26 protein-coding genes are annotated in these 26,586 nt (G+C 62.3%); 9 read left to right on the top strand and 17 right to left on the bottom strand.

Annotated elements, in window-relative coordinates:
• The first annotated feature begins 205 nt into the window (after nt 1–205).
• A complete protein-coding gene (yegS, locus tag B0W55_RS03160) occupies nt 206–1,123 on the top strand; it encodes a lipid kinase YegS (protein ID WP_077044576.1) in 918 nt (305 codons plus the stop codon).
• On the opposite strand, the gene B0W55_RS03155 is transcribed toward yegS, so the two are convergent.
• From B0W55_RS03155 to B0W55_RS03145, 3 genes are all read right to left on the bottom strand, one after another.
• On the bottom strand, nt 1,107–1,763 hold the full coding sequence (locus tag B0W55_RS03155) for a response regulator transcription factor (protein WP_077044575.1): 657 nt from the start codon (nt 1,761–1,763) through the stop codon (nt 1,107–1,109). The two genes, yegS and B0W55_RS03155, sit on opposite strands and share 17 nt — an antisense overlap.
• A complete protein-coding gene (locus tag B0W55_RS03150; RefSeq protein ID WP_077044574.1) occupies nt 1,760–2,653 on the bottom strand; it encodes a sensor histidine kinase in 894 nt (297 codons plus the stop codon). Before B0W55_RS03150 ends, B0W55_RS03155 begins: the two co-directional genes overlap by 4 nt.
• Before the next feature lie 498 nt (nt 2,654–3,151).
• The gene (locus B0W55_RS03145; RefSeq protein WP_077044573.1) at nt 3,152–3,622 is read right to left on the bottom strand and encodes a hypothetical protein; all 471 of its coding nucleotides are present in this window, start codon (nt 3,620–3,622) and stop codon (nt 3,152–3,154) included.
• Nucleotides 3,623–4,087: 465 nt separating this feature from the next.
• On the opposite strand from B0W55_RS03145, the gene B0W55_RS03140 reads away from it, so the two are divergent.
• Both B0W55_RS03140 and B0W55_RS03135 read left to right on the top strand, forming a co-directional pair.
• Entirely contained in the window at nt 4,088–5,023 is a 936-nt protein-coding gene (locus B0W55_RS03140; RefSeq protein WP_077044572.1) for a chemotaxis protein CheV, read from the top strand.
• Nucleotides 5,024–5,179: 156 nt separating this feature from the next.
• Nucleotides 5,180–5,986, top strand: coding sequence for an MOSC domain-containing protein (locus tag B0W55_RS03135; RefSeq protein WP_077044571.1), 807 nt, complete (start codon nt 5,180–5,182; stop codon nt 5,984–5,986).
• Nucleotides 5,987–6,054: 68 nt separating this feature from the next.
• Here B0W55_RS03135 and B0W55_RS03130 read toward each other — a convergent pair whose 3' ends face one another.
• The 8 genes from B0W55_RS03130 to B0W55_RS03095 all read right to left on the bottom strand — a co-directional run bounded on the left by B0W55_RS03130 (nt 6,055) and on the right by B0W55_RS03095 (nt 15,368).
• A complete protein-coding gene (locus B0W55_RS03130) occupies nt 6,055–6,339 on the bottom strand; it encodes a pyrimidine/purine nucleoside phosphorylase (RefSeq protein ID WP_003183665.1) in 285 nt (94 codons plus the stop codon).
• A gap of 61 nt (nt 6,340–6,400) precedes the next feature.
• A complete protein-coding gene (locus B0W55_RS03125; RefSeq protein ID WP_077044570.1) occupies nt 6,401–6,952 on the bottom strand; it encodes an exonuclease domain-containing protein in 552 nt (183 codons plus the stop codon).
• Between the two features lie 70 nt (nt 6,953–7,022).
• Nucleotides 7,023–8,978, bottom strand: coding sequence for an acetyl/propionyl/methylcrotonyl-CoA carboxylase subunit alpha (locus B0W55_RS03120; RefSeq protein ID WP_077044569.1), 1,956 nt, complete (start codon nt 8,976–8,978; stop codon nt 7,023–7,025).
• Between the two features lie 111 nt (nt 8,979–9,089).
• The gene (locus B0W55_RS03115; protein ID WP_077044568.1) at nt 9,090–9,887 is read right to left on the bottom strand and encodes an enoyl-CoA hydratase/isomerase family protein; all 798 of its coding nucleotides are present in this window, start codon (nt 9,885–9,887) and stop codon (nt 9,090–9,092) included.
• Nucleotides 9,884–11,041, bottom strand: coding sequence for a citronellyl-CoA dehydrogenase (atuD, locus tag B0W55_RS03110; RefSeq protein WP_077044567.1), 1,158 nt, complete (start codon nt 11,039–11,041; stop codon nt 9,884–9,886). The genes B0W55_RS03115 and atuD overlap by 4 nt, the downstream gene beginning before the upstream one ends.
• A 28-nt stretch (nt 11,042–11,069) precedes the next feature.
• Nucleotides 11,070–12,686, bottom strand: coding sequence for a geranyl-CoA carboxylase subunit beta (gene atuC, locus B0W55_RS03105; protein ID WP_077044566.1), 1,617 nt, complete (start codon nt 12,684–12,686; stop codon nt 11,070–11,072).
• Nucleotides 12,687–12,689: 3 nt separating this feature from the next.
• The gene (locus B0W55_RS03100; RefSeq protein WP_077044565.1) at nt 12,690–13,559 is read right to left on the bottom strand and encodes an SDR family oxidoreductase; all 870 of its coding nucleotides are present in this window, start codon (nt 13,557–13,559) and stop codon (nt 12,690–12,692) included.
• A gap of 12 nt (nt 13,560–13,571) precedes the next feature.
• Complete coding sequence (locus B0W55_RS03095; RefSeq protein WP_175645460.1) at nt 13,572–15,368, bottom strand: acyclic terpene utilization AtuA family protein; 1,797 nt, start codon at nt 15,366–15,368, stop codon at nt 13,572–13,574.
• 185 nt (nt 15,369–15,553) lie between these two features.
• Between B0W55_RS03095 and B0W55_RS03090 the strand changes: the two genes are divergently transcribed.
• From B0W55_RS03090 to B0W55_RS03080, 3 genes are all read left to right on the top strand, one after another.
• Nucleotides 15,554–16,180 (top strand): TetR/AcrR family transcriptional regulator, encoded by a 627-nt coding sequence (locus B0W55_RS03090; RefSeq protein WP_077044564.1) that lies wholly within the window; start codon nt 15,554–15,556, stop codon nt 16,178–16,180.
• Nucleotides 16,181–16,271: 91 nt separating this feature from the next.
• Nucleotides 16,272–17,084, top strand: coding sequence for an ABC transporter substrate-binding protein (locus B0W55_RS03085; RefSeq protein ID WP_175645459.1), 813 nt, complete (start codon nt 16,272–16,274; stop codon nt 17,082–17,084).
• A gap of 120 nt (nt 17,085–17,204) precedes the next feature.
• Nucleotides 17,205–18,029, top strand: a complete 825-nt coding sequence (locus B0W55_RS03080) for an alpha/beta fold hydrolase (RefSeq protein ID WP_077044562.1) — start codon at nt 17,205–17,207, stop codon at nt 18,027–18,029.
• A gap of 104 nt (nt 18,030–18,133) precedes the next feature.
• Here the strand turns inward: B0W55_RS03080 and dsbG are convergent, their stop codons facing one another.
• From dsbG to dsbD, 3 genes are read right to left on the bottom strand one after another with little or no spacing between them, the layout of a single operon-like run.
• Entirely contained in the window at nt 18,134–18,901 is a 768-nt protein-coding gene (gene dsbG / locus B0W55_RS03075) for a thiol:disulfide interchange protein DsbG (RefSeq protein WP_077044561.1), read from the bottom strand.
• The gene (locus B0W55_RS03070; RefSeq protein ID WP_077044560.1) at nt 18,877–19,731 is read right to left on the bottom strand and encodes a TlpA disulfide reductase family protein; all 855 of its coding nucleotides are present in this window, start codon (nt 19,729–19,731) and stop codon (nt 18,877–18,879) included. The genes dsbG and B0W55_RS03070 overlap by 25 nt, the downstream gene beginning before the upstream one ends.
• Nucleotides 19,731–21,467, bottom strand: a complete 1,737-nt coding sequence (gene dsbD / locus B0W55_RS03065; RefSeq protein WP_077044559.1) for a protein-disulfide reductase DsbD — start codon at nt 21,465–21,467, stop codon at nt 19,731–19,733. Before dsbD ends, B0W55_RS03070 begins: the two co-directional genes overlap by 1 nt.
• 154 nt (nt 21,468–21,621) lie before the next feature.
• On the opposite strand from dsbD, the gene B0W55_RS03060 reads away from it, so the two are divergent.
• The 3 genes from B0W55_RS03060 (at nt 21,622) to B0W55_RS03050 (ending at nt 24,195) form a co-directional block, all read left to right on the top strand.
• Complete coding sequence (locus B0W55_RS03060; RefSeq protein WP_077044558.1) at nt 21,622–22,302, top strand: response regulator; 681 nt, start codon at nt 21,622–21,624, stop codon at nt 22,300–22,302.
• The gene (locus B0W55_RS03055) at nt 22,299–23,624 is read left to right on the top strand and encodes an ATP-binding protein (protein WP_077044557.1); all 1,326 of its coding nucleotides are present in this window, start codon (nt 22,299–22,301) and stop codon (nt 23,622–23,624) included. Before B0W55_RS03060 ends, B0W55_RS03055 begins: the two co-directional genes overlap by 4 nt.
• A 91-nt stretch (nt 23,625–23,715) precedes the next feature.
• Nucleotides 23,716–24,195 (top strand): GNAT family N-acetyltransferase, encoded by a 480-nt coding sequence (locus tag B0W55_RS03050; RefSeq protein ID WP_077044556.1) that lies wholly within the window; start codon nt 23,716–23,718, stop codon nt 24,193–24,195.
• 67 nt (nt 24,196–24,262) lie between these two features.
• Here the strand turns inward: B0W55_RS03050 and B0W55_RS03045 are convergent, their stop codons facing one another.
• From B0W55_RS03045 to B0W55_RS03035, 3 genes are read right to left on the bottom strand one after another with little or no spacing between them, the layout of a single operon-like run.
• Nucleotides 24,263–24,592, bottom strand: a complete 330-nt coding sequence (locus B0W55_RS03045; RefSeq protein ID WP_077044555.1) for a hypothetical protein — start codon at nt 24,590–24,592, stop codon at nt 24,263–24,265.
• Complete coding sequence (locus tag B0W55_RS03040) at nt 24,589–25,131, bottom strand: thiamine pyrophosphate-binding protein (RefSeq protein WP_077044554.1); 543 nt, start codon at nt 25,129–25,131, stop codon at nt 24,589–24,591. The genes B0W55_RS03045 and B0W55_RS03040 overlap by 4 nt, the downstream gene beginning before the upstream one ends.
• Nucleotides 25,128–26,321, bottom strand: a complete 1,194-nt coding sequence (locus B0W55_RS03035; RefSeq protein ID WP_077044553.1) for a PepSY domain-containing protein — start codon at nt 26,319–26,321, stop codon at nt 25,128–25,130. The genes B0W55_RS03040 and B0W55_RS03035 overlap by 4 nt, the downstream gene beginning before the upstream one ends.
• Between the last annotated feature and the right edge of the window lie 265 nt (nt 26,322–26,586).

Below are 26,586 nucleotides of genomic sequence, written 5' to 3'. Positions count from 1 at the left end.
CTGCGGAAGACTGAAAAATCTGGACACCAAAGTGTACGAATCACCCCCGATGGTCAATTAAGCCGTTTCCTCACCTTTTGTAAGAAAAATCCCGTCTTGACCCCCGCAAGCCACCCCGGCTGAAAATAATTCGCTGTGCATCGACTTTTATCGGGCGATACGGGGTCACATTTGCCAAGCACTGTGCAAATCCGGGGGACTACACATGAGCGAACGAAAGGCACTGTTGATTCTGCATGGCAAGCAGGCGCTCAACGACGAGGTGCGTGCGGCCGTCGAAAGCCGGCGCGAACAGGGTTGGGAACTGGCCGTTCGGCTGACCTGGGAGGCGGGCGACGCTCAGCGTCTGGTCAATGAAGCGCTGGCGGCTGGCTATACACATATCATTGCCGGCGGCGGTGACGGTACGTTGCGCGATATCGCAGAAGCCTTGTCGTCGCAGTCGGACCAGGCCAGCCTGGTGCTGATGCCGTTGGGCACCGCCAACGATTTTGCCCGCGCTGCCGGCGTGCCCCTGGAGCCTGCCCAGGCGCTGGATCTGCTGGACGTGGCGCCCAGCGCGATCGATCTGGGTGAAGTCGGTGGGCAAGTGTTTCTGAACATGGCCACGGGCGGCTTCGGCAGCCAGGTCACGGCCAATACTTCCGAGGACCTGAAGAAGGTCCTGGGCGGCGCTGCTTACCTGTTCACCGGCCTGTCACGCTTCAGCGAGCTGCACGCGGCCTATGGTGAGTTGCAGGGGCCGGACTTTCACTGGCAGGGCGACTTGCTGGCACTGGGCATCGGCAATGGTCGGCAGGCGGGGGGAGGCCATGTGTTGTGCCCCGAGGCGCTGGCCGACGACGGATTGCTCGATATCAGTATTCTGCCGGCGCCGCAGGAACTGGTCGGGACCTTGAAAAACCTGCTGGCCGATGGCTTCGGAATCGACAATATGTTCGTGCGGGCCCGGCTGCCGTGGGTCGAGATCAAAGTCTCCGAAGGCCTCTACATCAACCTTGACGGCGAGCCGCTTGAAGGCGACAGCCTGCGCTTCTCGGCGAAGCCGGCGGCGCTTCGCGTGCACTTGCCAGAAAACTCGCCGCTGCTGAGTACCTTGGCAGCGGTCAGTCGTCCAGGCTGATGATCTGCTCGCGAACGGCGAACAGCACGAGGCCTGCGACATCGAAGATCTGCAGGCGCTTCATGACCTGCGAGCGGTGGGTTTCCACGGTCTTGACGCTCAGGCCGAGGCCGTTGGCAATCTCCCGGGTGGATTTGCCGCGAACGATCAGGCGCAGGATTTCCAGCTGACGGGCCGTCAGGTTGTGGGTGTCTGGCGGCACCGGTGTTTTCTGGTTTCGGGTCAGGGCCTGGGTGATGACGGTATGGGCAATGGCCGGGCTCAGGTAGCGCTCGTTGTTGCGCAAGGCTTGCAGTGCGTGTTCCAGCTCGGTGGGTGTGGTGTCCTTGAGCAGATAACCGTGCGCACCGGATTCCAGCGCCTGCATGATGAGGGCCGGGTCGGTGTGCATCGACAGGATCAGTACTTTGCTCTGCGGACGGATGCGCTTGAGTTGCGTCAACGCCTCAAGGCCGCCGGTCTGCTTCATGGAAATATCCAGCAGCACGATATCCGGTGACATGTGTTCGACCATGGCGAGCAGCTGCGAGCCGTCATTGGCTTCGCCAATGACCGCATAGCCAGGAAGATCCATCACCAGGGCGCGCACGCCAGCCCTGATCAGCGAGTGGTCATCCACCAGAAGTAAGTTACAAGTCAATGCATAACCTTATTCGTACTGGCCCGTTCGAGCGCTCGCGGCGCCCAGGGGAAGAGAGCTTCGATTTGAGTGCCTTTGCCAGGTTCGCTGGTGACCGTCAGTGTGCCGCCCAACTGGCTGATTCGCTCCGACATGCCGGCCATGCCGCGCTGCCCCTCCCGACCGGGGTCCTGGGCGGGTGCGAAGCCCTGGCCATCGTCACGGATCGACAGTGACAGGCCTTGAGGCAAACGCTGCAGGCACACCAGCAGGTTCTTCGCCTCGGCATGGCGCAGGATGTTGGTGACCGCTTCCTGAGTGATGCGAAACGCTGCGACGGCCATTTCTTCCGGTATCCCGGTCAAGCGCTGGTGGCATTCCAGGCTCCAGTGCACCGGGGTATTGGCCAGGGTCTTGAGCAGATGCGCCCGCAGACTGGCTTCCAGTCCAAGGCTGGTCAATTGCCGCGGATTGAGGATGGCCGACACATCGCGGACCTTCGCCAGGGTTTCTTCCAGGGTTTCGCACAGGACCACGCATTGCCCCTGGAGCTCTTCGGGCATCCGGCGTTGGAGCCAGGCGCTTTGCAACTTGGCGGCGGTCAACAGTTGGCCGATGTCGTCATGCAATTCGCGACTCAGCCGATGGCGTTCGTTTTCCTGGACCTGGAGCAGGCGGTCGGCCAGCTCCTGGGGTTGAAAGCCGATCGATTTTTGCGACAACCGATACTGCACCCAGACGCAACCCAAGGCTGCCACATTGAGCAGCAGCAGACCCAGCGGCAGGGGCATGGAAAGGCCATAGATCACCAGGCTGCCCAGCGTGGAGCAGGCACATAGCAAAACCGTGAGCCGTCGCGAGTTTTCGCGGGAGGGTGGCCACCGGGTGATTGATTTGAGGCTGGCGTACATAGCGGATGGAGCCAATGAATGTTCGCTGCGGACAGGCCGGTCATGATGACGGGCCTCTGTGTGTAATGTTGTACAACGACATCAACAGTGCAGGGTTTTTGTATAAGAAATTTGCAATAACTTATACAGCTGCAGCCGTGGCATACATATTGCCGTTATTTGACGTCAACTAATGGGCGGCATAATACCACTTAAGATACCGTTGGTCGCGCTCGTGATATATGTCCGTAAAGTCAGGAAACCGGGCGTCCGATGTCGAACTGCACACAGTGACAGTAGGGGTATGGGGGGCGGAAAAAGGCTCGATAACCCGGGGGTTATTGGCTCTGAATGCCAGGTAAAACCTGAGCTGGATCAGGCAACAAGTTGCCTGGAAGAGAAATGGTTTTTTGCTTCTGTCGTAATCAGGTACGCAACATTCAATTGCGACATTAGTGTCGTTAGCCAGCGTTGTACTTATGCCGTTGAAAATGTGAAATACGACACAGTTCTACGAAATCAGGCCTGACGCTCCATGTAGGGTACAAGTGCGAATGGCTTGGAATTGATCGGCAATTGAAACTGACTCTGACCGACCTGGAAGGCGAAGGCTTCGATAAGCGTCGTCTGTTCGGTTTCGTCCAGGCTTAATTGGCCGGTTTTCTGATCGATCAATTCAAGTTGCCAGGCAATAAGGGTCAGGCAATCCTTGAGCGCGTTCAGGGCCTCGTCGTGCAGGGCCATGTGGCTCTGAGCGTGATTGAGCAGGCCGTGGATGTGCAGGGAGAATTCGGAGACGGCTGCCAGTGCCAACGCATCGGCTTTGCAGGCCAGCTTGAGCAGCGTACTGAGCATGCAATCGATTGCGTCCCTGTCATTGCGAATGAGCTGCAGGTGGCTGAGGCATTCCTCGGTCTTGGCCAGCAGTGATTCGGCCTCGACCAGAAACTCCGGGACCCGCTTCGTCCATTCCTTACGATTGTCCGGCATGCTTATCTCCACAACGTCATGACTAATGAGGGGATGTCGTGTGTGTCGACGAGAACGATGGGCGTTCCTGCGTCTGCATTTTGTCGTGAGATCGCGTCCCGCCCGGCTTTATGCCAGGTGGCGCAACGGGTTGATGAGGTGGGAGGCCACTGACCTTCGATCGCACACAAAAGCCTGACTCCATTCATGCAATGAGAATGGCATCACATTAATGGCTATTGGAAATCGCGAATATCAGGTTGCAACTGATTGTGGATCGGGGAATCCCCTACGCAGCGGAACCTATCGAATAAGTAGCGGTCGCGCGCGCAGAATGCAGTCGATGAAAATTGCAACGCCAGTAAAGCATGATGTTAATGTGACATCAATGTTCCCGCATGGCATTTTGCACAGGGTCAAGGTCCTCAGAAAACAGCCGATAACCCCTTATTAGTGAATTCATCAGTACAAGCCCAGGAGTCATTGATGGCCGGCATTCTCGATACGGTAGACCAACGTACGCAATTGGTGGGTGAGAATCGCCTGGAAATTCTCATGTTCCGGCTGGCCGGACGGCAATTGTTCGCCATCAACGTGTTCAAGGTGCAGGAAGTCCTGCAACTGCCAAAACTGACCTTGATGCCCCAGCGTCACCCGTTCGTTTGTGGTGTGGTCAACCTGCGGGGGCAGACACTGCCGGTGATCGACCTGTCCCAGGCGATCGGCATGCGCCCGCTGGTGCCAGGCCCGAACAGCACGATCATCGTGACCGAATACAACCGCTCCGTGCAGGCATTCCTGGTCGGTGGCGTGGACCGCATCGTCAACATGAACTGGGAAGCGATCCTGCCGCCACCGACCAGCGCGGGTCGTCAGCATTACCTGACGGCCATCAGCAAGGTCGACGACCAGTTGGTGGAAATCATCGACGTGGAGAAAGTCCTGGCGGAAATCGTGCCCTACAGCGCCAAGGTCTCCCGGGAAAAACTGGCCGACCCGGTACTGGAACGGGCCCGTGGCCGTGAAGTGCTGTTGGTGGATGACTCCAATGTCGCCCTGGCGCAGTTGCGCGACACCCTGGGTCAGTTGGGCGTGAAAATGCACATCGCCAGTGATGGCCTGAAGGCGCTGAACATGCTCAAGGCCTGGGCCGACAGCGGCGTGGACATGACCGACAAACTGCTGATGGTATTCACCGATGCGGAAATGCCGGAAATGGATGGATATCGCCTGACTACCGAGATCCGCAACGACCCGCGGCTGCGTGGCCTGTATGTGGTGCTGCACACCTCCCTGTCCGGCAGTTTCAACGACTCGATGGTCAAAAAGGTCGGCTGCGACAACTTCCTGTCCAAGTTCCAGCCGGACAAATTGGTCGATGTGGTGCGTGAGCGCTTGATGCTCGACGCCGTGCCTGCCTGAAACCTGCCTGCGCCTCAAAAAACCTGTAGGAGCGAGCTTGCTCGCGATGGTCGTCAACGATGACGCGGGAAAATCTGGTTCACCTCTGCACCGTGCGCTTTGATTCAAAGACCCGGGTCGTATAGGGTGGCATTTTTGTTTCCTGGGGAGCTGGCCATGCTGCGTCTGAGCGCGCTTTATCGTTATCCGTTGAAATCCGGCAAGGGCGAGACTTTGCAACAGATCGGCCTCGACAAGCTGGGGCTGGACGGTGATCGACGCTGGATGCTGGTGGACGAGGCCAGCGGGCGTTTTCTGACCCAGCGGGCGGTGGCGCAGATGAGCCAGTTGTCGGCGTTGTGGAATGCCGAAGGCGGCCTGACCCTGGCGGCCCCCGGGTTCTCGGCGATCGATGTCGCTTTGCCCGGCAGCGATGCCGAACTGCGGGGCGTGACCATCTGGCGCGATACCCTGCGTGTGCCGGATGCCGGCGACGCGGCGGCGGCCTGGGTCAGTGAGTTCATTGGCAAGCCGACGCGCCTGGTGCACGTGCCGGTGGAGCGCGCGCGCATGACCGAGTCCGGCTACGGCAGCGATGACGATCAAGTGGCGTTCGCCGATGGCTACCCGTTGCTACTGATCGGTCAGGCATCGCTGGATGACTTGGTACAGCGGGTCGGCCGCCCGCTGGAAATGCTGCGCTTTCGACCGAACCTGGTGATCGAAGGCAGCGACGCGTATGCCGAAGACAGCTGGAAGCGCCTGCGCATCGGTGATGTCGAGTTCCGCGTGGTCAAGTCCTGCTCGCGCTGCATCCTGACCACCATCGACCCGCGAACCGGCGAACGCAGCGCCGATCGCGAACCCTTGGCCACCTTGCAGAAATACCGTGCCCAGGCCGATGGCGCGATGTTCGGGCAGAACCTGGTCAACGACAGTAACGGCACGCTGCAGGTCGGCATGCCGGTGACGATCCTGGAGTAAACCAAACCCAAAAAAATGCCCGTGTCCCAGGACACGGGCATTTTTTTCCGCGGTGAAAATCCGGGCTTTTAGCCGCGGTATTCGCACAGGTAAGCGGTGTCGACGGCTACCTTGAGCTGGAACTTGCTGTTGGCAGGCACGTTGAACTGGCTGCCGGCGGCAAAGGTTTCCCAGTCGGTGCTGTCTGGCAGCTTGACGGTCAGGGCGCCGGAGACCACGTGCATGATTTCACGTTGGGCGGTGCCGAATTCATATTCGCCCGGAGCCATGACGCCAATGGTCGCCGGACCTTCAGCGGTGCCAAAGGCGATCGACTTGACGGTGCCGTCGAAGTACTCGTTGACTTTAAACATGGGCGATTCCTCGAAAAGGGCTAAAAAGGGCCGGCCAGTATGCACAAGGGGGCCGGTGTCGTCACCTCTCCAGAGGGGGGAGAATCTGCGGCAGCAGGCGCGCCGTATTGCGCGCATCTTCCAGCGCCCGGTGTTGTTGTCCGGTAAATTGCAGGCCGGCCAGTTGCAACGCGCTGTTGAGGCCCAGTGGACGATCCAGGCGCCGGGCCTTGGCGAAACGCTGTTTGAGGTTGATGTGCGGGGTGCGGCTCAGCACGCTATCGATGTGCAGTCGTTGCCATTCCTGGATGAATTGCTGGCGATCGTAATCACCCCAACTGACCCAGGCTTCCAGCGGGGAAGGATGTTGCCCCAGCCATTGCTCGAAAGATGGCCAGACTTCGCTCAGCGTTCTGGCGCCGTCGACATCGGCCTGGGTGATGTGCGTCAGTTCCCGGCAAAACGGTGTCAACAGCGGGCGCCGCAGAGGCCGTACGAAGCACTGGAAGTGATCCACTTCACGACCTTTGCGGTCCACCAGGGTGGCGCCGATTTCGATGATTTCCATTTCCGTGACAGGCCAGCCACCCTCATCGGTGGTGGCTTCCAGATCTATGACCAGCCAGTGGGGCATTGCAGGGTTCCTGGTATCCGCGTCCTGATAGGCTTGAGCGTAGCCAAACCCGGCGGATCCGCCCAGCGGCTTATTCGACCTCGAGCAAAACCTGGCGGTTCTTGACCTGATCGCCGACCCGCACCTGCAAGCGCTTGAGCACCCCGTCGATGCCGGCCTTGAGCGGATGCTCCATCTTCATGGCCTCAAGCACCACCAGCAATTGACCCTTGCTGACCTTGCTGCCCTGCGTGACCAATACATCGACGATCGCCCCGTCCATCGGCGCCTTGAGCGTGCCGCAACTGACACTGGCCTGGCCGCTGACCAGGGCCTGGGTGCGGTCTTCGATGACGAGGCTGCCCGGTCGGGTAAACAGACTCAGTTGCCCCGCGTGAAGGTGGTAGGCATGACGTTGGCGGACGCCGTCGATTTCCAGGGTGGCCCAGCGTCCATCGCAGTCGATGACCTGCAGTGCCAGGCTACGGTCGGCAACCTGAATCCGATACGCGCCCCCCGGTACCGCATCCAGCGCCACCGACCATTGCTGCTCGTCCAGTCCCAGATTGAAGTGCAACGGCACGCTGGCGTTGTTGCGCCAACCGGCCAGCGGCTGGCGATAGGCCTGTGCGCGGGCCTGATAGAACAGGGCCGCGGCGATCGCCAGTTCTTCCGCGCAGGGCACATGCGGGTGCAGGCACGGGTGTTCGGCGAAGTGTTGCGAGATGAACGCGGTGCTGAACTGGCCGCTGATGAATGACGGATGCTGCAACAGCCCGGCGAGCAGGCGCTGATTGCTTCGCACCCCCAGCAGCACGGTGTCCTGCACCGCCCGCAGCAGCTTGCGCCGGGCCTCCTCGCGGGTCGCGCCGTGGGCGATGAGCTTGCCCAGCATCGGGTCGTAAAAAGGGCTGACGGTCGTGCCTTCCAACAGGCCATGATCGATTCGCACACCGAGCGCCGGTTGCCAGGTGTCGATACGCCCGGTCTGAGGCAAAAAAACCTGGGTCGGGTCTTCGGCATACAGGCGCACTTCCATGGCATGGCCGTTGAGCTGCACCTGATCCTGACGCAGTGGCAACACTTGTCCTTCGGCGATGTTCAGTTGCCAGGCCACCAGATCCAGGCCGGTGATCAATTCCGTCACCGGGTGCTCCACCTGCAGGCGGGTGTTCATTTCCAGAAAATAAAACTGCCCGCGGGCATCGAGCAGGAACTCGACGGTACCGACGCCCACATAATTGACGGCCCGACCGGCCTTGAGCGCCGCTTCACCCATGGCCTGGCGCAACGACTCGGTCATGACCGGGCAGGGCGCTTCTTCGACGACTTTCTGATGACGACGCTGGATCGAACAATCGCGCTCGCCTAGGTAGATCAGGTTGCCGTGCTGATCGCCGAACAGCTGCACCTCCACATGCCGGGGTTCGATCAAGGCCTGCTCCAGGATCAGTTCGTCGCTGCCAAAACCATTGAGGGCTTCGGAGCGAGCGGTGCGGATCTGTTCCAGCAAATCACCGGGCTCGTGCACCAGGCGCATGCCGCGCCCGCCACCGCCGGCACTGGCCTTGATCATCAAGGGATAACCGATGCGTTGGGCTTCGCGGCTCAACGTGGCGTCGTCTTGCTCGGCGCCCTGATAGCCCTGGATGCAGGGCACGCCGGCGTCGATCATGGCGAGTTTCGACAGGCGTTTGCTGCCCATCAATTCGATGGCGTCGGCGCTGGGGCCGATGAAGGTGATACCGGCGTCCTGGCAGGCGCGGGCGAAATCGGCGTTTTCCGAGAGGAAGCCATAGCCCGGATGGATCGCATCCACGCCGGTGCGGCGCGCCGCCTCGATGATCGCCGGGATGTTCAGGTAAGACTGTTGTACCGCCGCCGGGCCGATGCGCACAGACTGGTCGGCCATTTGCACATGCAGGGCATCGGCATCGGCGTCGCTGAACACGGCGACAGTGCGATAGCCCAGGGCCTGGGCGGTGCGCTGGATGCGGCAGGCGATTTCACCGCGGTTGGCGATGAGGATTTTTGTGAGGGCGGGCATTGAGTGGTTCCTCTGGTATTTGTGTTGCCTGTCAGGCCGTCTTCGCGAGCAAGCCCGCTCCCACCGTTTGAAATGCATTCCCCTGTGGGAGCGGGCTTGCTCGCGAAGCTTTCAAAGGGCCCACCCCGGTTTACGTTTTTGCACGAAGGCCATCGTCCCCTCGACGCCTTCCGCACCGACCACCGCCTCGCTGAACCACTGCGCGGCCTCATCCAACAGCTCACCCGAAGGCTGCACGGCACTTTTCAACAACAACTGCTTGGTCGCCGCATTCGCCCCCGGCGCGCAGCACAGCACATGAGCCAACACCTCATCGAGGCGCTCGGCCAGGGCTTGCGGATCCTGTTCGACAAAATGCACCAGGCCCATGCGCCGGGCCTGCGCGCCATCGAAGCGGGCCGCCGTCAACGCCAGGCGCCTGGCCTGGGTCAGGCCGATGCGCTGGACCACGAACGGCGCGATCTGTGCCGGCAACAGGCCGAGGCTGGTTTCCGGCAGGCCGAATTGCGCCTGATGATCGGCCAGGGCCACGTCGCTGACGCAGGCCAGGCCGAAACCGCCACCGAGCACCGCGCCCTGCAGCACGGTGATCACCACTTGCGGGGCGTGCTGGGTTTCTTCCAGCAGGGCACCGAACGCACGGTTGAGTTCGCGGTAAGCCGTCGCGCCCTGGGCACGGGCATCGGCCATGTCCTTGATGTCACCTCCGGCGCTGAAATGCCCACCGGCACCGCCGATGACCAGTGCGCGAACAGTGCGGTCATCGCGCACCGCCGCCAGCACCGCGCGCAGTTCGCTGACCATCTGCAGGCTCATGGCGTTGCGGCTTTGCGGGCGATTGAGGGTGATGTGCAGCACGCCGTTGTGCAGTTCGAGCAGCAAGGTCTCGCAAAGCGGCAGGCGGCTCATTTCTTTTTTCCCGGCAAAATGCCCATCAGTTTGCAGATGATCCCCAGCATGATCTCGTCGGCGCCGCCGCCGATCGACACCAGCCGCACATCGCGGTAGGCGCGGGCCACCGGGTTGTCCCACATGAAGCCCATGCCGCCCCAGTATTGCAGGCAACTGTCAGTGACTTCGCGGCCCAGCCGACCGGCCTTGAGCTTGGCCATGGACGCCAGCCGCGTGACGTCCTGGCCCTTGATGTATTGCTCGGTGGCCTGGTAGACCAAGGCGCGCAGGCATTCGATTTCGGTCTGCAATTCCGCCAGGCGAAAGTGAATGACCTGGTTGTCGATCAGCGCACTGCCAAAGGTCTTGCGCTCCTTGCAGTATTCGATGGTGCTGTCGACGCAATACTCCAGGCCCTTGATCATGTTCGCCGCGCCGAACAGGCGTTCCTCCTGGAACTGCAGCATCTGCATCATGAACCCCGCGCCTTCGTGGCCGATGCGGTTGCGCTGGGGCACGCGCACGTTATCGAAAAACACCTGGGCGGTTTCCGAGCTGCGCATGCCGAGCTTGTCCAGGTGCGAACTCAGGCTGATGCCGGGGATGTTCATCGGCACCATGATCAACGACTTGTTGATGTGCGGCTTGTCGTCCGACGTATTGGCCAGCAGGCAGATGAAGTCGGCGCTGGGCGAGTTGGTGATCCACATCTTGCTGCCGTTGATCACGTAGTCGTCGCCGTCCTTGCGCGCCGTGGTTTTCAAGCCTGCCACGTCGGAGCCGGCGCCCACTTCCGAGACGCCAATGCAGCCGACCTGCTCGCCGCTGATGGCCGGGCGCAGGAACTCGTCGCGCAGTTCATCGGAGCCGAATCTCGCCAGGGCCGGGGTACACATGTCGGTCTGCACCCCGATGGACATCGGAATACCGCCGCAATGAATGGTGCCGAACGCTTCGGCGGCGACGATCGAGTAGCTGTAGTCCAGCCCCATGCCACCGAATTTTTCCGGTTTGGAAATGCCCAGCAAACCCAGGTCGCCGGCCTTGCGAAAGATCTCGTGAATCGGAAAACGCCCGGCCTTTTCCCATGCTTCGACGTGGGGATTGATCTCGTGATCGACGAATTGGCGGACGGTGCGGCGCAGTGCTTCGTGTTCCTGGGTGAAGATCATTTTTATTGTTCTCCATTCAATCGCCAGCCTAGAAGCGGGCGATACCAAAACTGTTGGCTTGCAACGGCCGCACGTGGGCCTCGTGGCAGATATCCAGCAAATAGCCGAGCAAGGTCCGGGTGTCACGGGGGTCGATCAAGCCGTCGTCCCATAAATTGGCGCTGCCGTAGAGTGCCGTGGACTGGCTGTCGAGTTTCTGCGCGGTGACCTGTTCGAGCATGTCGAGCATCTTCGGGTCGGGCACCAGGCCGTCCTTGGCCTGCTTGGCCTCGGTGACGATGCGCAGCACCTTGCCGGCCTGGGCGCCGCCCATCACCGCCGTGCGGCTGTTGGGCCAGGCGAAGATGAAGCGCGGGTCGAGGCCGCGGCCGCACATGGCATAGTTGCCGGCGCCGTAGGAGCCGCCGACCACGATCGTGAGTTTGGGCACCCGGGCGTTGGCCACCGCCTGGATCATCTTCGCACCGTGCTTGATCACCCCTTGCTGCTCCGATTCGGTGCCGACCATGAACCCGGTGGTGTTGTGGAAAAACAGCAACGGGGTCTGGCTCTGGTCGCACAGCTGAATGAACTGCGCTGCCTTGCTTGCGCCCTTGGGCGTGATCGGGCCGTTGTTGCCGATGAAGCCGCAGGTGCGTCCCTGGATTTTCAGATGGCCGCAAACTGTCTGCTGGTCGAACTCGGCCTTGAACTCGAGAAAGTTCGAGGCGTCGGCGATCCGGGCGATGATCTCGCGCACGTCATAGGGTTTTTTCGGGTCGTCCGGAATCAGCCCCAGCAGCTCGTCGATGGGGTAGAGCGGTGCTTCGTATCGCGGTTCGGGCAACCACGGCAATTGATCGTTCCAGGCCAGCAGGCTGACGATCTCGCGCACCTGGCGTATGCCGTCGGCATCGTTTTGCGCCAGGTATTCGGCGGTGCCGGCCACCTGCGCGTGCATCTCGGCGCCGCCCAGTTCCTCATCGGTGGCGATCTCGCCCGTGGCGGCCTTGAGCAACGGCGGCCCGGCGAGAAACAGCTTGGCCTTGCCGCGCACCACCACCACGTAGTCCGATAGCCCCGGCTGATAAGCGCCGCCCGCCGTGGCCGAGCCGTGCACCACGGTGATCTGCGGCAGGCCCATGGCCGACATCCGCGCCTGATTGGCAAAGCTGCGGGCGCCCTCGACGAAAATCTCTGCCGCATAGTTGAGATTGGCGCCGCCGCTTTCGGCGAGGGTGATGACCGGCAGTTTGTTTTCCAGGGCGATCTGTTGCAGGCGCAGGGATTTTTTCAAGCCGCTGGGGGAGATGGTCCCGCCCTTGATCGCGCTGTTGTTCGCCACCACCAGTGCCCGTACGCCGGACACATAGCCGATCCCGGCGATCAGGCCGCCACCGGCCGAACTGCCGTCCTTGTCATCGTGCAGCTTGTAGCCGGCCAGGCTGGCCAGTTCGAGGAACGGCGCGCCGGGGTCGAGCAACAGATTGAGGCGATCGCGGGGCAGCAATTGCCCGCGTTTGTCGAACTTCGCTTTGGCTTCGGCCGCTTTGTTCAGCAGGTTCTGTTCGAGCTGACGGACTTGTTCGATGGCGGCCAGCATCGCGGCACGGTTCTGCGCGAACGCTTCACTGAGCGGGTCGAGTTGGGACTCAATCACCGGCATGGCTTATTCCTTGTCCTTGAGCACATCGGGCAAATCGGCGCGGTGAAAACCGTTGTACGACTCGCTGTTGGTCGCCTTGTGGATAGGCCACGCGCGCCCTCCGAGGCTGGCGGCGCCATCGATGCGCAGGGTGCTGCCACTGACGAACGCCGCCGCCGGGCTCAACAGGAACACGATCGCCGTGCTGACTTCCGATTCGGTGCCGATGCGCTTGAGTGGCACGTGTTCGCGCAAGGTCGGGATCACTGCTCTGAAAGCGCCGTCGTAAGTGTCCATGCCGCTGGAGGCAATCCAGCCCGGCGCCACGGCGTTGACCCGAACTCCGGCATAACCCCATTCGAAGGCGGCGGTCTTGGTCAGGTTGTCCATGCCTGAGCGCGCCGCCCCGGAATGACCCATGCCGGGCATGCCGCCCCACATGTCGGCGAGCATGTTGACGATGGCCCCGCCGTGCTTGCTCATGGACTGGTTGAACACTTCCCGGGCCATCAGGAAGCCGCCCACCAGATTGGTGCGCATCACCGTTTCGAAACCCTTCTGGTTGATCGAGGCCAGCGGCGAGGGGTACTGGCCGCCGGCATTGTTGACCAGCCCGTGGATCGGCCCGTGCTTGCGGATCAGTTCGCTGACCAGGTGCGCCACCGCTTCCTCCTCGCGAATGTCGCAGGCCATCCAGTCGGCCTTGCCACCGTCCTGGGCAATCTCGGCGGCGACGGCCTTGAGTTTGTCGGCCTTGCGCCCCACCAGCAGCACGTGGGCGCCGAGGGCCGCCAGTTCGTGGGCGGTGCAGCGGCCGATACCACTGCCGCCACCGGTGACGATGATGTTTTGCCCGGCAAACAAGTCGGCTTTGAAAATCGAATCGTAGGCCATGACGACAGTCCTCTAATTGACCTGGTCGGCGATGCGCTGGGGCACCGGAATCTGGATTTCCAGCAATTGCTGGGCGAAGGCCTTGCCTTGCGGGTCGATGCGCAGGCTGGCGATACCGCCACCGCCCAGGGCGTTTTCCAACAGGAAGTTCAGGCTGTGGGTGGCGGGCAGGTACCAGCGTTCGACACGGCCGAGCACCGGATCGAGGACGTGGCTCATCCAGTCGACGACCACTTCCGGGGTCAAGGCTTCAGCGATCCACGGCAGGTACTCGGGCTCGCGAGCCATGACCCCGATGTTGCTGTGGTTGCCCTTGTCGCCGGAGCGGGCCACGGCGAGTTTGATCAGCGCCACGCTGGCGTCGGCCCGTTCGCTCGGTTTCGGCGGGTCGAAGGGCGCGGGCAAGTCGTCGGGGGCGAGGACATCGACGGCGGGCAGGGCACAGGGCAAGCACTCGCCGCTGAGTTCAATCTCCAGCGTGCAGGCGCTTTTGTCGATGAGAAAGGAAAACAGGCGGATCAGCGGATACACCGTGGGCCGACCGCCAACAATGCCGGTCAGCCCCGGCGCCATGCCGGTGGCGGCTTGGGCGATCTCTCGCGAAAACAGGATCAGCGCCTGCTTGTTCGGATGGCGCACCGCGAGCTTGATCACCACTTCGCGGCTGTCCTGGCGCTGCCCGTGAGGGCCGTAGGTGGCTTCGCTGCCGAGCAGTTCGATGTTCACGTCGCTGTAGGGCGCCCAGCCGCGCCGGGTGAAAATCTCCGAGGTCTTGTCGATGATCGCCTGGCTGACGCGGCGGGCCTTGGCCACCGCGTCGATACCGGCGATCAGGCAACTGGCGGTGCAGCGGAAACCGTCGGGGTAGGTGGCGCTGACCTTGTACTGATCGGTAGGCGGCAAGCCTTTGGCGCCGTGGACCCGAACGGCGTTCTTGCCTTGTTGCACCAGTTTGACCTGGGTGAAATCGCAGACCACGTCCGGCAGCAGGTAGGCCCGTGGATCGCCGATTTCGTACAGCATCTGCTCGCCCACGGTCAGTTCGGTGACCAGGCCACCGGAGCCTTCGGGTTTGCTGACGATGAACTGGCCGTCGGTGCTGACTTCGACGATGGGAAAGCCGATGTGTTCGTAGTCGGGCACATCGCGCCAATCGGTGAAATTGCCCCCGGTGCATTGGGCGCCGCATTCGATGATATGGCCGGCCAGGGCGGCCTGGGCCAGTTTGTCGTAGTCCTGCCACGACCAGCCGAACTCATGCACCAGCGCCGCGCTGACCACCGCGCTGTCGACCACGCGCCCGGTGATGACAATGTCGGCACCCAGGCGCAGGGCTTCGACGATGCCGGGGGCGCCGAGGTAGGCGTTGGTCGAGACGCACAGGGGCGGCAACGGCGCGCCGCTGAACATTTCATGTAGACCGCGTGTGCTCAGTTGCCGGAACTGCGGTTGCAGGTCGTCGCCCAGCAGCACGGCGATCTTCAAGGGCACCCCGGCCTTGTCACAGACAGCCTGCAGGGCGGCGGCGCAAGCCTTTGGGTTGACCCCGCCGGCATTGCTGATGATGCGAATGTTCTGTTCGGCCAGTTGCGTGAGTAAGGGGCTCAGGACTTCGACGAAGTCGCTGGCATACCCGGCCTGGGGATCTTTCATCCGTGCCCCTGCCATGATCGACAGGGTGATCTCGGCCAGGTAATCGAACACCAGATAGTCCAGGCGTCCGCCGTCCACCAGTTGCGCAGCGGCAGTCGAGGTGTCCCCCCAGAACGCGCTGGCGCAGCCGATGCGAATGGTTTTGGGCGCAGTCAATTGAGTAACCCCCTCCGACAGATGTGTTTCGAGACTACCAAGCAAGCGCTTGGTTTGTAAACGGCTCAAATATCTTCCGCCCGAGCGCTTGCTTGGTTGCCATGGCCAGCTTAAATTGCCGGCGCAAGGCCGCTGAATTTTGCTGTGATGGGCGGTGGTGATTGATCGACTGTAGGAGAGAACGGGTGGACGAGCAAAAAGCCCTGAGGGTCATGCGCGAATTGGTCGATAACGGCCAGTTGACCGATCCGGACAGCGCCCGTGGCAAGCTGCTGCAAGTGGCGGCCCACCTGTTTCGCAACAAAGGTTTCGAGCGCACCACGGTGCGCGATCTGGCCGGTGCCGTGGGCATCCAGTCAGGGAGCATTTTTCATCACTTCAAGAGCAAGGATGAAATCCTGCGGGCGGTGATGGAAGAGACCATCCGCTATAACACCGCATTGATGCGGGCAGCCATCGCCGAGGCGGGCAGCGTACGCGAGCGGGTGCTGGCGCTGATCCGCTGTGAGTTACAGTCGATCATGGGCGGCAGCGGCGAGGCCATGGCGGTGTTGGTCTATGAATGGCGTTCGCTGTCCGAAGACGGCCAGGCTCAGGTACTGGCGTTGCGCGACATTTATGAGGATATTTGGCTGCAGGTACTGGGCGAGGCCAAGCGTGCCGGTTTCATCCGCGGTGATGTGTTCATCACCCGGCGTTTCCTCACCGGTGCGCTGTCCTGGACCACCACCTGGTTTCGCGCCGGTGGCAGCATGAGCCTGGATCAGTTGGCCGACGAGGCGTTGATCCTGGTGCTGGAGGAGAAACAATAAGTGCGTATCGTGCAGCAGGAAACTGGCTAACTGGGCGAAACCGCCTAGCTTGAATGCATTGATGCGGTCTTTCGGGGAGTAGGTTGTTTTGATGTCTTCGCCAAATCGGACGGCTTCGCGGATTTTCATGGGAGCGCTGACAGCGTTTGCGGCGTTGTGGGCCATGCCATCCCAGGCGGCGCAGCTGGTGCGCATCGGTGCCGCGCACTTTCCACCCTATACCATCCGCCCGGAAAACGGCGCCGACACCGGCCTGCTGCCGCAGCTGGTCGAAGCGCTCAATGCGCTGCAGACCCACTATCAGTTCGTGTTGGTGCCCACCTCCATTCCCCGGCGTTTCGGCGATTTCAAGCAAGGCCGGATCGACATGGCGATCTTCGAAAACCCGGCCTGGGGCTGGGAAGACATTCCCCACACGGATGTCGACATGGGTCTGGAAGACGCCGAGATTTTCGTCGCGCAACGCCAGCCGGAAAACCGCCCGGCGCGTCAGCAGGAGTATTTTGACGACCTCAAGGGCAAGCGCCTGGCACTGTTCAGCGGTTACCACTACGAATTCGCCAACTTCAATGCCGACCCCAAATACCTGGCCACTACCTACAACGCCACACTGACCTACTCCCATGACAGCAACCTGCTGATGGTCCTGCGCGGCCGCGCCGATATCGCCCTGGTCACGCGCTCGTACCTGAGCGACTATTTCCTGCGCAATCTGAAGGTCGCCGATCAACTGCTGGTCTCCGACCGCATCGCTCAGGTGTATCACCACTACGCCATCCTGCGCCCCGCTGCGCCGATCTCGGGCGAGGCGTTCAGCCATTTGCTGCAAGGGTTGCGGGACAACGGTCAGATGCTGAAGATTTTCGACCCGTACAAGATTGCGATCGTACCGGTACCGCGCTGAGCAGGCCGGAACATAACCTGCCTGCAAAAGAGCCGGCTCAGATCCATACATGGGTACGATTGACTACACACCGCGAGCCGCTCAGTCTTTGCGCTCCATTTTTACAAGCGGAAACATCCGATGCCCTTCGTAACCCTGGACGGACAACCCCTTCATTACATTGATCAAGGCACTGGCCCGGCCGTGCTGCTGGCCGGCAGTTACCTGTGGGACCAGGCCATGTGGGCGCCGCAGATAGCCGCGTTGTCGCAACACTATCGGGTGATCGCCCTGGACCTTTGGGGCCACGGTGAGTCCGGACCGCTGCCCGCAGGCACCACCTCACTGGACGACGTGGCGCGTCAGGCCCTGGCGTTGCTCGATCATCTGGACATCGACCGCGTGACCCTGGTCGGGCTGTCGGTCGGCGGCATGTGGGGCGTGCGCCTGGCGTTGTCGGCACCGCAACGGCTCAACGGGCTGGTGCTGATGGACACCTATGTCGGCGTCGAACCGGAGCCGACTCGCCAGTACTACTTCTCGCTGTTCAAGATGATCGAAGAAACCGGCGTGATCGCTCCGCAGTTGCTGGACATCGTGGTGCCGATCTTCTTCCGTCCGGGCATCGATCCGCAGTCGGCGCTGTATCAGGATTTTCGCGCCAAGCTGGCGGCATTGCCCGCTGAACGCCTGCGTGAAAGCATCGTGCCGATGGGGCGCATCACCTTTGGTCGCGACGATCTGTTGCCGCGTCTCGGTGAACTGGATGCGGCGAGCACGCTGGTGATCTGTGGCGATCAGGACAAGCCGCGGCCGCCGTCGGAGGCGCAGGAAATGGCGCAGTTGATTGGCTGCCCGTGCGTGCTGGTGCCGGAGGCGGGGCATATTTCCAATCTGGAGAACCCGGCGTTTGTGACCGAAACGCTACTGAAGTTCCTCGGCGAGAGGTCCCTCAAGACCGCGTAGTCGTTCTTCGCGAGCAAGCTTCGCTCCTACAGGGGATCGCATGGACCTGTAGGAGCGAGGCTTGCCCGCGATGGCGTCAGTGAGCGCACCAACGATTCAGAAAACTACTTCGGCCCGAGAATCTTCACCAACTTGTCCGGCGACGGCGCGCCTTGCTGTTGTTGCAGCTCACCCTTGTCATCCAGGTAGAAAATCGCCGGGGTGGCCTGCAACTCCAGGTCTTCCATCAACTGCATGTTGGCGGCGAGTTTGGCCTGGATCGCCGGCGGCACTTCCTTCAGTGCCTTGAGCGAGCTGCCCTTGCCGGCGGCTTCGTGCTCTTGCAGGGCTTTTTGCGGGTCCTTGGCGGCCAGCAGCGCGGCGGATTTGCCGGGGCTGTCTTCGCGGATGATGCCGACCATGATGTGGCGCAACTGCACCTTGCCGGCCTTGACCCAGGGCCGCGCCTGTTCCCAGAACATGTTGCAGTACGGGCAGTTCGGATCGCTGAACAGGTAGACGACACGCGGCGCATCCTTGTTGCCGTCGCCGATCCAGTTGCTCGCTTCCATCTTGCCCCAGACCTCCTTGGACATCGGCGCGTACACCAGTTTCTGCAATGGCGCGCTGCTCAGGTCATTGCCCTCGGCGTCGTACAGATTGCCCAGCAGCACATGCTTGCCGTCCGGCGTCAGGTACAGCGCCATGCCGCGGTTCTGGTATTGCGCGGCGTAACCGCGCAGGCCGTCCGGGGCGTCGAACTGGCCAACGATTTTCGCGCCCTTGGCTTCGATTTTCTTGATCGCATCGGGCAACTCTTCGGCCTGCACCGACGGCAGGTGCAACAGGGCGGCACCCAGGGTCAGGGTCAGCAGGTGGCGGAGGCGGGGCATGGCAGTTTCCTTGAAGAGGTGGCGGGTGCGGAGTCGAAGTTTTCCAGGGCGCGGGCCAGGCTGGCTTGCGACAGTTCGCCCAGATGGCTGCCCAGCAGGCGACCGTCAGGGCTATAGAACAGCGTAGTCGGCAACGCCATGGAACCCACGGCCTGGCCCAGGCGCCCGCTGCCGTCGAACAGCACGTTGGACAGACTCAGGCCCTGGGTTTCCAGAAAGGTGGCGACGCTTTGCATGCTTTCGGCCTGGTTGACGAACAGGAACGTCAGGTCCGGGCGCTGTTGCTGGGCGTTTTCCAGCACCGGCATTTCCCGGCGGCAAGGCGGGCACCAGGTGGCCCACAGGTTGATCACCAGCGGGCCGCCCTTGTAGTCCGCCAGTTGCACGGTTTCGCCAGCGGCGTTGCGCAGGGCGATGTCCGGCAGGCGGGTGCCTTGTTCATAAAGGGTCAGCGAATAGGTCGCCAGCAGCCAGAACGCCAGGCCGCTGACCACGCCAAATCCCAACGGGCGGCGCAAGCCCGGACGGCGCCAGCCGCGGTACAGCGTGGCCAGCACCAGCGCGATCACCCCCGGCCAGGCGAGAAAACCGCCGTCGCGCAGGTCGATCATCTGCCACGGATCGTTGCGGTAATGCGCCCAGTACATGGCGACGAAACCGATCCGCGCCGCCAGCATGCCGATCAGGAACAGGCCGAACAGCACCGACTCAGGATTCTCGCCGCCGCGCTTGGCCACTCGCCAGCCGATGAAGGTCGCCAGTGCCAACGCACTGATCAGCAGCAGGTGATTCAGCGCGATGGCGAAGGTGCCGAGGGTGAAGGTCAGCATTAACGGGCGTCCCGGGTGGTGGCCCAACGTTGCAGGAAGGTCTCGGCATCGACCTCGCCGGTGATGCGCTGGCTGCGACGCTCAGCGCCATCGGCACCGATCCACAGCAGGCTCGGCGGCCCCGGCACCTTGTATCGGCCGAGCAGTTCGCGGCTGGCGGCGTTGTCGGCAGTGACGTCCAGGCGCAGCAAACGCACGTCGCGCAAGGCCTGCATCACCTCGGTTTTGCCAAACACCTGTTTTTCCATGACCTTGCACGACACGCACCAGTCGGCGTAGTAGTCCAGCAGTACCCACTGGCCCTGGGCTTGCGCCGCGTCGAGCTCGCGCTGCAGGGCCGCCGGGTCCTTGAGGGTAGTGAAGGCGTCATGCCCGGTGGGAAGGGCTGTAACGGCGGAGCTTGATGCGCGGAATACCTGTAGCGGCTTGAACAGGTCATCGCTGCCACCAGCCGCGCCGATCACCAGCAGGCTGCCCCACAAACCGAGCAGTAACGAGCTGGCACCGAACAGATGGGCAACACGACCGAAACCTTCCGACTGCTTCCAGGCGCTGTAGGCCGCGATCAGCAGCAACGCGCCGCACAGGCCGACCCACAAGGATTCATCCAGCACCGGGCGCAGCATCAGCAGCGCGGTGGCCAGGAACAGGAAGCCGAAGATGCCCTTGAGCAGGTTCATCCAGGCGCCGGGCTTGGGCAGGAAACGATTGCCCACTGTCACCAACAACAGCAATGGCACCCCGATGCCGATGCCCAGGGCGAACAGGATCAGCCCGCCGTGCACCGCATTGCCGCTTTGCGCGATGTACAGCAGGGCGCCAGCCAGCGGCGCGGTCATGCAGGGGCCGACCAGCAGACCGGACAAGGCCCCCAGCACACCGGCGCCGACCAGGCTGCCGCCGCGCTGGTTGCGCGAGACATTTTCCAGACGATCACGCACGGCCACTGGCAGTTGCAGCTCGAAGAAACCGAACATCGGCAACGCCAGCACCACGAAAATCGCTGCGAATGCGCCCAGCAGCCACGGGTTTTGCAGCAGCGCCTGCAGGTTTGCGCCCAGCAACGCCGCCAGTACGCCCATCGCCGCATACACCAGCGCCATGCTCACCACATAGCTGCCCGCCAGGGCGAAACCGCGCTTGGGCGATGCGCCGCTGCCGACGATCAGCCCGGCCAGAATCGGCAACATGGGCAATGAACACGGGGTAAAGGCCAACAGCAGGCCGAGGCCGAAGAACACCAGCAGGCTCCAGCCCAGCGCCCGTTGTTGCAGGCTGCTGGCCAGGGCCTGGTCCGCCGCCTGGCCGGCCGCGGGCACATCAGCCTGGCCGCCGAGATCGACCACTTGAGTCTGCGGTGGATAACACAGACCGGCATCGGCGCAGCCCTGGAAGCCGACCTTGATCTGGCCGGTCGCACCTGCCGGGATCTTCAGTTCCAGGCCCTGGCGATAGACCTGCTGTTCGCCGAAGAATTCGTCGCTGTGGGCCTCGCCCTCCGGCAGCACCGGCTGCTTGTCGGCGGGCAGACCGTCGAATTTCAGGCGTTTCTGATAAAGGTAGTAACCGTCGGTGATCTGCCAATAGAGCTGGGTTTCACCCGACTCAAGGCGCTCGGAGGTGAAGACAAAGGCTTTTTCCACTGGCAGGAAGTCAGGCTTGGTTTCAAACGGATTGGTCCCTGCCTGGGCCACACCCGAGATCAAGAGAACAAAAAATAAAAACAGTCGACGCATGGGTAACCCTTATCCCTTTGCAAGTGATGTGCACATTGGGCTGTGACGATTAACCGATGATTAACCGCCACAGCCTTGTGGCAGTGGCGGTTGCGGCATAATGTCCGCTTAATCGGTCTATGGCCTGATCAGCAATATTTACACGAGGCTCCCCATGCACGTACTGGTTTGTGAAGACGATGAGTTGATCGCCAGCGGCATCGTCGCCGGCCTGACCGCCCAGGGACTGACCGTCGAACACGTGGCCACGGCGTCCGCGGCCCGGGCGATGCTCAAGGTGGCGGAGTTCGACGTGATGGTACTCGACCTCGGCCTGCCCGATGAAGACGGCCTGAAGCTGCTTCAGCAACTGCGCAACAATGGTCTGGAACTGCCGGTGCTGATCCTCACGGCCCGGGATTCGGTCACCGACCGCGTCGACGGCCTGCAGGCCGGCGCCGACGATTACCTGCTCAAGCCCTTCGACCTGCGTGAATTGGCCGCTCGCCTGCACACCCTGTTGCGACGGGTGGCAGGGCGCAGCGTCAACCTGATCGAGCACGGTGCCCTGACCTACGACCCGAGCAGTCGCGAAACCACCCTGGGCGGGCAACCGGTGGACTTGTCCCGTCGTGAGCAGTCGCTGTTGCAGGCCCTGCTGCATAACCGCGGCCGGGTGCTGTCCACCGAGCAGCTCAAGGACAGCGTCTACGGGTTCAACGACGAACTGGAGAGCAACGCCCTCAACGTCCATATCCATCACCTGCGACGCAAGCTCGGCAATGGCATCGTCGAGACCGTGCGCGGCCTGGGTTACCGCCTGGGCCCGGCCGATGGCGGAGACCAATCGAAGTGATGAGCCTGCGTTTGCGCCTGAGCCTGACGCTCGGCGGCGCCTTTGCCCTGATCTGGGCCCTGGCGGCAGCCTGGATGCTCAGCGACCTGCGCAACCAGATGATGTTTTCCCTCGACCAGCGCCTGGTGGCTTCGGCGCGGATGGTCGCCGGGTTGATGGAGCAATTGCCACCCTTGCCGAACAAGGGTGAGGGCACGCATTTCAGCGCTGAACAGCTGAATATTCCCGGGGGCATGGCCTGTCAGGTCAGCTCGTTGCGCGGGGAGATCCTGGCCCGCAGTCACACCGATCCGGGGCAAACCCTGGAAGCGGAGAAAATGGGTTTCCACGATCAGATGATCGACGGCGCGCCGTGGCGCAGTTTCACGTTGGCCCGGGGGGATTTGCGTATTACCACGGCGGATCGGCAGATCGAGCGCGAGGCCCTGAACCTGTCGATCCTGCTGGCGGCTTCGGTGCCGGTGGGCGTGGCGTTGCTCGGTTGCCTGTGTCTGTTGTGGTTGGGGATCGGTCAGGGCCTGGCGCCGCTCAACCGCATGCGCGATGCCTTGATGCGCCGCAGCCCTGACTCTCTGGAACCTTTGCAGGTACAGCCGTTGCCCAGCGAACTGCAGCCGCTGCTCGAGACTCAGAACCAGCTGTTCCAGCGCATTGGCAAGACCATCGAACGCGAGCGCCGGCTGACCGGTGATGCCGCCCATGAACTGCGCAGCCCGCTGACCGCGATCAAGACCCACCTGCAAGTGGCGCGCATGACCGACGGCGCGGCCCGGGATCAATCCCTGGCTCGGGCCGAGGAGGGTGCCGATCGTCTGCATCGCACGCTTGAGCAGTTGCTGCTGCTGGCGCGGGTCGAGGGCAGCCTGTCTTTCGATGACGGCGTGCAGTGCAGCGCCGAACAGGTGGCGAAATTGGCGATCCAGGACACCGCCGGCGGCGATCGCCAGCGTATCCGTTTGAACGTGGCGTCCAGGCTGTCACCGGCCCCGGTGAAAATGCCTGCGGTGCTGTCGATTGCCGCGCTGCGCAATTTGCTGGACAACGCCCTGCGCCATACCCCGGGTGACGGTGCCGTGGAATTGAGCCTGCAAACCACCGGCAACCGCGTGCAATTCGTGGTCCGTGACCATGGGCCGGGCATTGCCGCGGACGACCTGCAGCACCTGACCCAGCGCTTCTGGCGCAACGGCCAGAGCACCGGCTGTGGCCTGGGGCTGGCGATCGTTCAGGCCATCGTTCAGCGCTGCGGCTGCACCCTGCATTTCGACAGCCGCCCGGATGGCTTGCGGGTTGAACTGACCATGCCGTTGCAGCTCGTCTGAACAACACATCAAATGTAACGCCTCTCCATTGGCTGGCCGGGATTCGCGCAACTATCGTTCCCGGCTCTCAATGGATTGAGGTAACTGTGCCATGGCATCACCGATTCACACCTGCAAGGCCACCCCCGCCGACGCCGGCATCATCTGCCGCATCATCGAGCGTTCCATCCGTATCGGTTGTGCCCGTGACCACCGCAACCACCCGGCAACCATTGCCGCCTGGACCCACAACAAAACCATCGAACATATCCAGCCCTGGCTGAAGGACCCGCGGCTGTACCTCAATATCGCCCTGCTGCAGGACAAACCGATCGGCGTCGCCATGGCTTCGATCAGTGGACGGGTGGCGTTCTGCTACGTGCAACCGGAGTGGTTTCGCCGCGGCGCCGGGCAGGCACTGGTGCAGGATCTTGAAGGTTGGTTGATCGACCGGGGCCGGCGACAGGCCTGGCTCAACAGTACCCGCACCAGCGAGGCGTTCTACCGGCACTTGGGATATCAGCCCAGAGCCCGGGCCTTCCTGTTTGCCGGGCTTGAGGCCATCCCCATGCAAAAGGGCCTGACGCCCTGAAACGAGGGGCTGTTTTCGGCGCGCAAAAACCATTGGGTGTGAAGCGCAAAACCTGCGCGCGGGCTGTTCATGGGGATTGAATATCCGCTTGATCAATCTCGACGACATGGCCGGGGCCGACGTCGAACAGCACATAGAACGCGGTGTCGGGTTTCTTGAAGGTCAGGGTCGAGTCGGCGCCGAGCTTGCCCGGCAGCAGAATGCTTTCGTCGTAGCCGATCACATCGAGGGTCACCCCCGGTGCGCCGCTGCCATCGGAAAAACCGCCGGTGCACCGGATCTGCTCGGCGTCGATGGCCTTGCATTCGCACATCGGGTTATGGGCCAGGGCGCTGGCGCCGAAACCGGCGCAGAGCACCAGCAGTAAGGCTTTCAAAGAATGAATCGGCTGGGTCATGGCTTGCCTCCCTGGGCGTTCAGCCAGGCGATGGTGGCGGGGGAGGCCTGGGCCAGAGGAACGGATGCCTGATGCATGGAGCCGTCCCAGCCCTCCATGGTTATCCACAGTTCGGCGTCGGTTCGGGTCTTCAGCGGGATCGGCAGCATGGCGCCCATGCGGTAGGGCGTGCCGAAGAAAATCACCCCGGCGGCGCGCAGGCTGCGCGGTTTGCCGATGCGCAGGTACGTGGCCTTGACCTGCTCGCGGCAGCTGTCGCACAGCGCCGCGTTGAAGCTCTTCATGTAACCGGCCGGGCCATCGAGCTCCGGTGCCTCGTTGTGCAACTCGGCCAGGCGCAGGCTCCACGGCCCGACCTGTACTTCGCCGACCTCCCGCTCACCCAGCCCGATATCACCACGCAACAGCGCGGCGTCGGCGAAATACCTGGGCATGAAGCCCAGCGGGATCAACAGCAGCAGGACGTTGAGATGCCAACGCCATTTGTGCCACAGACGGCTGAGTGTCGACGGCGGCTTATCGATGGCGCCCCGGCTCATTGGCTGACCTTCGGTGTGTGCATGGATGTGGCGGCCTGGGCGCTGGGCGCTTTGTGGCTGCGTTTGAGCGCATTGGCCGTGGCCAGTGCCGTGCGCTTGGTCCAGATCAACAGGCCGCTGAGCACCATCATGCTCAGCAGCAGTCCGAAGAAGAACCAGATCAACTTGATCCAGATTCCGCCGAAATCACCGGTGTGCAGCGGGCGCATGGACTCGGTCACGAACTCCAGGGCCGAGCGGTCCGACAGCAGGCGCGTGGCCGCGACTTCACCGGTGTAGGGGTTGATGTTGGCGGTCTGGAACATCAGCGGATACCCACTGCGCCCGCCCACCGACAGGTAGCTGTAGGCGTTGTCCGGCAGGCTCACAAAACTTTCCTCGAGGCCGGGGATGCTGTCCCTGGCCCGCTGGATCGCCGCGTCCAGGCTGATCCTCGGTGCCGGCGAACCGTCGGCGGTCAGCGGTACGCTTGCACGGGGGACCACGGCTTCGACCGGTTCGGTGGAGATGGAGATCTGGTTATCGAACAGGAAGGCTTCGATCAGGAACCACACGGCAGTGATGGAAATCACCGCAATGAACCAGATCGACCAGATGCCGCTGAGCCGGTGCAAATCCCCCCAGAAAATCCGTGCGCCGTGGCGGATGCGCAGGGTCGGGCGCAAAAAACCTTTCCAGAAGCGCTTGTAGACCACCAGCCCGGTCACCAGTGAGGCCAGCATCGGTAGGCTGAGGAATGACACCAGGTACCAGCCCCAGCTATAGCCGTTGGTGAACGGCACCAGCCACCAGCCATGCAGGGCACGGGTGAAGGCCTGGAAATTGAACGGCGGGGCGGAGCCTTGGATGGCACCGGTGTAGGGATTGACGTACACCGTCACCGCACGTCCGTCGGGGTAGGTGACGCCGGCATCCAGGGCAAAGTGCGACTCGTCGGGGCGGTTGAGGCTGTCGACGATGAGGTCGGGCTCGGCCTTGTGCATCGCGGCGACGATCTGGTCGTAGTTCAGCCGTGGCGCGTCGTCCGAGGGCTGGCTGGCGCGCATCTGCGGGTTGGCCAGCCACACGATTTCCTGGCTGACCACCGCCAGGGTGCCGGTCACGCAGACGATCAGGACAAAAAACCAGATTGGCAGCGCCAGCCAGCCATGGACCAGGAACCAGAGTTTGGAGCGGGATTTCTTCGACATGATCAAGGGGTCTTATATCGATGAAAAGGCCTCGGCTACGGTCTTCGCAGCGATGAGGTCGATAAAGGTCCGGCCGTGGCTTTTGCCGACGCGACAGGACTGCATCTAGATAGGACGGATGAGCGAGGGAAATCCCGAAGGGGGGATATGAAAGAAAATGTTTCGTGTTCTGCACAGCTCTGAGGAGCGCTCTGCAAAAAAGCTTGTCGTGGCGAGCGAGCTTGCTGTGGCAAGGGAGCTTGCTTTGGAGTGGGAGCTTGCTGTG

This window comes from Pseudomonas sp. KK4 (assembly GCF_001984065.1).
In the GTDB taxonomy this organism is placed as follows: Bacteria; Pseudomonadota; Gammaproteobacteria; order Pseudomonadales; family Pseudomonadaceae; genus Aquipseudomonas.
Note: the sequence above shows the minus strand (reverse complement) of the source record. Positions and strands in the feature narration are given on the sequence as shown.